The sequence below is a fragment of the Rhizobacter sp. genome (genome assembly GCF_031412075.1).
Classification (GTDB): domain Bacteria; phylum Pseudomonadota; class Gammaproteobacteria; order Burkholderiales; family Burkholderiaceae_C; genus Rhizobacter.
Window position 1 is genome coordinate 1 of the sequence record NZ_JANOCG010000322.1, and the last position, 6673, is coordinate 6673.

Annotated in this window: 5 protein-coding genes; all 5 read left to right on the forward strand. The window is 67.8% G+C overall.

The window, feature by feature from the left end:
* Window positions 1–993, forward strand: a 993-nt coding sequence (locus tag RMO40_RS11720; protein WP_309720995.1) for a DUF1800 family protein, incomplete at its 5' end; no start/stop codon positions are given.
* Window positions 994–1005: 12 nt separating this feature from the next.
* A complete protein-coding gene (locus RMO40_RS11725) occupies window positions 1006–2466 on the forward strand; it encodes a DUF1501 domain-containing protein (RefSeq protein ID WP_309720999.1) in 1461 nt (486 codons plus the stop codon).
* A 124-nt stretch (window positions 2467–2590) separates the two neighbouring features.
* Window positions 2591–3919 carry a histidine kinase gene (locus RMO40_RS11730; protein ID WP_309721002.1) on the forward strand — a complete coding sequence of 443 codons (1329 nt, stop codon included), beginning with the start codon at window positions 2591–2593 and terminating at the stop codon, window positions 3917–3919.
* Complete coding sequence (locus RMO40_RS11735; protein WP_309721005.1) at window positions 3916–4722, forward strand: LytTR family DNA-binding domain-containing protein; 807 nt, start codon at window positions 3916–3918, stop codon at window positions 4720–4722. The genes RMO40_RS11730 and RMO40_RS11735 overlap by 4 nt, the downstream gene beginning before the upstream one ends.
* Before the next feature lie 98 nt (window positions 4723–4820).
* Window positions 4821–6673: histidine kinase dimerization/phospho-acceptor domain-containing protein (locus tag RMO40_RS11740; RefSeq protein ID WP_309721008.1), on the forward strand; the 1853-nt coding region annotated here is incomplete at its 3' end.

The following is a 6673-nucleotide window of genomic DNA, read 5'->3' on the forward strand; positions in this document are numbered from 1 at the left end:
GACAACGTTCGTGCCTACGCCTACTCTATCACCGGCTGGACCTACCCCTCGGGCGGCGCCAACTCGTATGGCTGCTGGCCCACTGGCGCCAACTGCCGCTACTACGGTGGCGCCAACGACGGCGACATGATCCCCGTGGCCCGTTACCACGACACCGCCGCGCGCTCCCTGCTCAACGGTTATTCGCTCGCGGCCAACCACACCGCCCCCGCCGCACTCGAGACGGTGCTCGACAGCGTCATCAGCCACCCCAACACCGCGCCCTTCATCGGCAAGCAGCTGATCCAGCACCTGGTCAGCAGCAACCCCTCGCCGGCCTACGTGGGCCGGGTGGCGGCGGCCTTCACCTCCGGCCGCTACCTCACATTTGGCAGCGGGCAGCGCGGTGACCTGGCCGCCACCGTGGCCGCCGTGCTGCTTGATACCGAAGCCCGTGGCGACAGCATCGGGCGCAACGCCGGCAGGCTGCGCGAGCCGGTGCACCTGTTCACCGGCGTGCTGCGTGGCCTGAACGGCGCGAGCGACGGCGAGGCCCTGAGCTGGTGGTGGGGCGAAACCATGCGCCAGCATGTGTTCCGCCCACCCTCGGTGTTCAACTTCTACCCGCCCGACTACCCCGTGGCCGGCACCTCGCTGGTGGGCCCAACCTTTGGCATCCACAACGCCAACACCGCGTTGTCGCGGCTCAACTTCCTCACCTACCTGCTCGACTGGGGCGGCACGCCCGCCAACCAGAGCGGCGCGCCCAGCCCCCTGGGCACCGTGGTCAACCTCAACGCCTTCACTGCCGACGCCACCGACGCCGGCGCACTGGTCGACCGCATCTCGATGCTGGCGCTCGGCCGCAGCCTGCCCACCGCCGCGCGCAACGAGGTGGTGCGCGCCACCGCCTGGTGGACGTCGACCAACGACCCTACCAACTGGCGCGTCAACCGGGTGAAGACCGCGGCCTTCCTGGTCTACGGCTCGCCGCACTACCAGATCCAACGCTGAGGGCACGACACCATGAACCGCAAAAACGCTGCCGCCGCCCCCACCCTGAACCGACGCCAATGGCTGCTGCGCAACAGCGCCGGCCTCGCCGGCGCACTCGGTCTGGGCACCGTGGCCAACCTCACGCTGGGCACCAAGCCCGCCCGCGCCGGCCACTACCAGGCCCTGGTCTGCATCTTTCTCTACGGTGGCAACGACGGGCTCAACACCATCGTGCCGACCGACACCGCGCGCTACAACCAGTACGCTGCGGTGCGCCGAGGCCTGGCCCTGCCGCGCACCAGCCTGCTGCCGATGAGCGGCATCAACTACGGCATGCACCCTTCGCTGAGCGCCCTCGCACCCGCCTGGGCCGAAGGCAAGCTCGCGCCGGTGTTCAACCTCGGCACCCTGGTGCGGCCCATGAGCAAGGCGCAGTTCCGCGCGCTGCCGGGCAGCTCGAGCGAGATGCCGGCCAACCTGTTTTCGCACTCCGACCAGCAGATCGAGTGGGAAACCGGCCACACCCACGCCATGAGCCGCAGCGGCTGGGGCGGTCGCGCGTCGGCGGCGCTGCAGACCGTCAACCCGGTGATCTCGGTGGCCGGCAGCACGCGTTTCGGCCTCACGGAAACCATCTCGCCGCTGGTGCTGCCCGACACCCCCGGCGACAACTTCGGCGCCTGGGTGCTTGCCGCCGACGCGCAGCAATACGCGCCCTATGTGGCGCGCAAGGACGCGCTCAACGTGCTCTATGCCGCCGGCCAAGACACCGAGCTCGGCGAGGCCTACGCCACCGCGCAGCGCAACGCGTTCAGCGTGTCAGAGCGCCTCGGTGGGCTGGTGGCCATCGAGCCGGGCGGCGCCGGTGCGCTGGCGGCCATCGACACCGCGTTTGCCCCCTTGATGGCCGGGCAGGGCGAGTTGACCACCGGCCTCGCGGGCCAGCTGTACCAGATCGCCAAGCTGATCGCCGGCAGCGCCACCGTGGGCGGCGACAAGCAGATGTTCTTTGCTGCACTCGATGGCTTCGACACCCACGGCAACCAGCTGATGGCTGGCGCGCCCACCACCGGCGCGCACGCCAACCTGCTCAAGGAGCTGGGCGATGCGCTGGGCGCCTTCTACGCCGCCATGAAAGCGCTGCAGCTCGACGATGCCGTCACCGCCTTCACACAAAGCGATTTCGGCCGCACCTTCACCCCCAACAACAGCACCGGCACCGACCACGCCTGGGGCAACACCCACCTCGTGCTGGGCGGCGCGGTCAACGGCGGCGCGAGCTACGGCACGTTCCCCGAGCTGGCGCTGGGCGGCATCAACGACGTGGGTGTCGACAGCTGGGAGCTGCAAGGCCGCTGGCTGCCCACCACCTCGGTCGACCAGTACGCCGCCACCTTGTTGGCTTGGTTCGGCGCGAGCGATGCGCAGCTCGACAGCGTGTTGCCCAACCTCGCCAACTTCGGCACCAACCGGCGGCTCGGTTTCTTGTGAGCCCTGCTGGTGACCCGCCGGTAGCGCTGACGCCCGTCGGCGCTGCCCGCAGCCTGTCCGGGCCGTTGTCCGGCCTGTCGCTTGCCGCTGGCAGCCAGCGGGTGGCGGCGCTTACAGTGCCTGCATGGTTTCATCTGCTCCCTCCACCCAAGGCAAAGCCGACGGTTTTTTTGCCTCGCTGAAGCGTGGCCTCACGGCTTACGCGCGCTGGCTCGACAGCATCAGCTGGAAGCGCTTTTTCCTGCTCGCGGTGCTGGCGCTGATCAGCGCTGGCATCTTGTCCGGGCTGCCGCCGTTCAACCTGCACTGGGGTGAAGACACGGTCATCTTCAAGCCGCGACGCTTTGCCCCACCCAAGCCCCCGGCAGCGCCCACCCCTCCGGGCACGGAGAAGGCGACCTTCGACATCAACGGCAAGAACTACGCCATCACCATCGACAAGCAGGGTGTGCGGGTCGGTCCGGCGAGTGCTCCCGCGCAGCCCGCTTCAGCGGCCAGCGCGCCTGGGCGCGGCGTGTTCATCGACCTGCCGGGGGTGAAGGTCCAGGTGCCCGAGGAAGGCACCAACGAGGAGGTGCGTGAGGCGATCTCGGAAGCCAAGGAAGCCATCAAGGAAGCCATCGCCGAGGCCCGCGAGGCCGAAGAACAAGCCAACGGCATGCGCGAGATCCGCATCAAGGCCTTCCGCCCGGGCGACCACCTGCCGCCGTTCGTGTTCTTGTTGATCTTCGTCTCGGGGATCATCAAGCTGATGGCGGCCGGCCGCTTCAAGGCCGAAGCGCAGGTGGTGGTCGCCACCGAGATGGCCGAGAGCGAGGCGCTCAAACGCCAGGTGGTCGAGGCCCGCATGGCTGCGATGCAGGCGCAGGTGGAGCCGCACTTCCTGTTCAACACCCTGGCCAGCATCGACCACCTGATCGAGACCGACCCGCCGCGTGCCAGCAAGATGCAGAAGAACCTGATCGCCTTGTTGCGCGCCAGCATGCCGACCATGCGCGAGGCCAATGCGCAGCAGGGCAACCGCGACCTGGCGCGCGAGCTCGCGGTGATCCGGCCATACCTGGAGATCTTGAAGGTGCGCATGGAAGACCGCCTGTCAACCGACATCCGCGTGAGCGATGGCCTCTTGTCGGCCGAGTTCCCGCCGATGATGTTGCAAAGCCTGGTTGAAAACGCCATCAAGCACGGGCTGGAGCCCAAGCCCGAAGGCGGCTCGCTGACCGTCAGCGCCGAGATCGTGCACGGCAAGCTGGCCGTGAAGGTGGCCGACAGCGGCCTCGGCTTCGGCAAGGCGGCGACCGCCGGCACCGGCATTGGTCTCGCCAACATCCGCGAACGGTTGCAGCTCCTGTATGGCAACAAGGCCGGCCTCACGGTGGCGGAGAATCCGGGCGGCGGCACGGCGGTGACGATCACCGTGCCATACACCTCACATTCTGGAGAGGCCATATGAGGGCGGTGATTGCCGATGACGAACGTTTGATGCGCGAGCAACTCAGAGCGCGTCTGGGCGAAGTGTGGCCCGAGCTGCAGATCGTGGCCGAGGCCAAGAACGGCATCGAGGCCGTCGAGCTGACCCGCCAGCACCAGCCCGACATCGTTTTTCTCGACATCCGCATGCCTGGCATGACCGGCGTCGAAGCCGCACGGCAGATCGCGCAGATCCCCGACGAAACCGAAGACTGGCCCGGCTGCGAGATCGTCTTCATCACCGCCTACGACCAATACGCTGTCGAAGCTTTCGAGCAAGGGGTGGTCGACTATGTGCTGAAGCCGGCCGAACGAGAGCGCCTGCAGCTCACCGTCGAGCGTGTGCGCAAACGCCTGGCGCTGCGCGAGACCACGCACGAGCCGCCGCCCTCGGCCGGCGCCGACATGCAGCAGCTCTTGCACAAGCTCGCCCACCAGCTCAACCCGGGCGCGGCGGCGCAGCGCCTCAAGTGGATCCAGGCCACCGTGGGCCAGAGCATCCAGATGATCCCGGTCGACGACGTGCTGTTTTTCATCTCCGACGAAAAGTACACCCGGGTGCAGACGGCCACGCTCGAGGCGCTGATCCGCAAGCCCATCAAGGAACTGATCGACGAGCTGGACCCTGAAGCGTTCTGGCAGATCCACCGGTCCACCCTGATCAACACACGCGCCATTGCCGGCGTGAGCCGCGACATGCGCGGCCGCCAGCTGGTCAGCGTCAAGGGCCACACCGAGAAGCTCGAAGTCAGCCGCAGTTTCACCGGGCTCTTCAAGGGCATGTGAGCCCACGCGGGGCGTGCTGCGCCCTGCGTGTTTGCGCTGGCTTGCACGGTGTGGGCTGCGTGGCATGATGGTCCGCACCCCCACGCACCCGTCACCTCATGCCGGAATCGGGCCTCACCCCGCGCATCTCCTTGCGCCGCAGCCTGGTCGTTGCCGCGTTCACGCTGGTGTTGGGTGCGCTGCTGGCTTTCATCACGGCGCTGTATGCGTTGGTGATCGCACCGGTTGGCGATGAGTTGGCCACTGCGCAGCTGCGTGAGGCCTCGGGGCAGGTCGAGGGGCGCATGCGCACGCTGGTCGACCGTGTCGAGGCGATCGCTCGGCTGAACCGCGACTGGGGCGAGGGCGGGCTGATCGACATCGAGCAACCCGAACGTTTCAACACCTTGTTCCAGCCGCTGCTGGTGCGGGGGCCGCAGCTGTCGTCGATGGTGGTGGCCAATGCCGAGGGGCGCGAGTTGCTGCTGCTGCGCGTAGGCGACGAGCGCTGGCTCAACCGCCTCACCGACCCGCTCAAGAACCCCGGCCGTGCCCGCTTTCTCGCCTGGAGCGCAGACGGCAAGCTGCAGAGCGACGAGCTCAAACCGATCGACTACGACGCCCGCACGCGGCCCTGGTTCAAGGGCGGCATGGGCCTGGCGAGCGACGACGAGATCTTCTGGAGCGAGCCCTACACCTTCCGTTCGTCCGACGAGCCGGGCCTGTCGGTGGTGGTGCGCTGGACGGCCGCCAGTGGTCTGCGCCACCTGATGACGAGCGACATCAAGCTGATCGACCTGTCGCGTTTCACGCGCGACATCGTGGCCGGCCGCAGCGGCTTTGTCACGGTGTTCACACAAGACGGCAAGGTGGTGGGCATTCCACGTGCGAGCCGATTTGCCGACGACGCGGCGATGAAAGCGGCGGTGCTCAAGCAGGCCGACGCGCTCGATGTGGCGCCCCTCACCGAGGGCTACCGCCGCTGGCGCAGGGAGGGCGCGGCCGACAACCACCTGCTGCGCTTCAGTGTCGATGGCCAGGCCTGGCTGGCCACCTTCAAGCGCAGCCAGTTCGGCACTCAGACCTTCTGGGTCGTGACGATGGCGCCACTGGCCGACTTTGCGCCCGCCTTGTCGAAGCCGGTGCAGCTCGGCACCGCGATTGCGCTCGCCAGCCTGCTGCTCGCCTGGCTGGCGGCGGGTTGGTGGGCCAAACGTTTCACCGAGCCCCTTGCCGAGCTGGCGCAACAAAGTGAGCGCATCGGCCAGATGAACCTCGACGAGCCGCTGCGCGTGAAGGCACGCTGGGCCGAGCTCGATGCCCTGGCGCAGGCCCACGAAACCATGCGGGGGCGCTTGCGTGAGGCCACCCGTGAGCTGGCCGAAGCCAACGACTCGCTGGAGATGAAGGTCACGGCGCGCACCCGCGAGCTGGCCGAAGCGCGCGACGTGGCCGACGCCGCCACACGCGCCAAGGCCGAGTTCCTGGCCAACATGAGCCACGAGATCCGCACGCCGATGAACGCCATCCTCGGCATGACCGACCTGGCCCTGCGCAGCGATCTCAACACGCGCCAGCGTGGTTATTTGCAGAAGGCTCGCGCCGCGGCCGACTCGCTGCTGGGCATCCTGAACGACATCCTCGACTTCTCCAAGATCGAAGCCGGCAAGCTCGACCTGGAGGCACGCCCCTTCGAGCTGCAGACGGTGTTCGACCGTGTCACGGCGGTGGTCGGCCTGAAGGCCCAGCAAAAAGGGCTGGAGCTTTTGATGAACACCGCCCCCGAGGTGCCGGCGGTGCTGGTCGGCGACTCGTTGCGGCTGGAGCAGGTACTCATCAACCTGTGCGCCAACGCGGTCAAGTTCACCGAAACCGGCGAGATCGTGGTGGTGACCGTGCGCGCCGTGCTGGCGGCGCGTGATCGGGTGACACTGCGCTTTTCAGTGCGCGACACCGGCATCGGCATGAGTGA

Excerpts from the sequence above, each read along its gene's own strand:
- RMO40_RS11725 (WP_309720999.1), top strand. The coding sequence starts at position 1,006 with ATGAACCGCAAAAACGCTGCCGCCGCCCCCACCCTGAACCGACGCCAA.
- RMO40_RS11730 (WP_309721002.1), top strand. The coding sequence starts at position 2,591 with ATGGTTTCATCTGCTCCCTCCACCCAAGGCAAAGCCGACGGTTTTTTT.
- RMO40_RS11735 (WP_309721005.1), top strand. The coding sequence starts at position 3,916 with ATGAGGGCGGTGATTGCCGATGACGAACGTTTGATGCGCGAGCAACTC.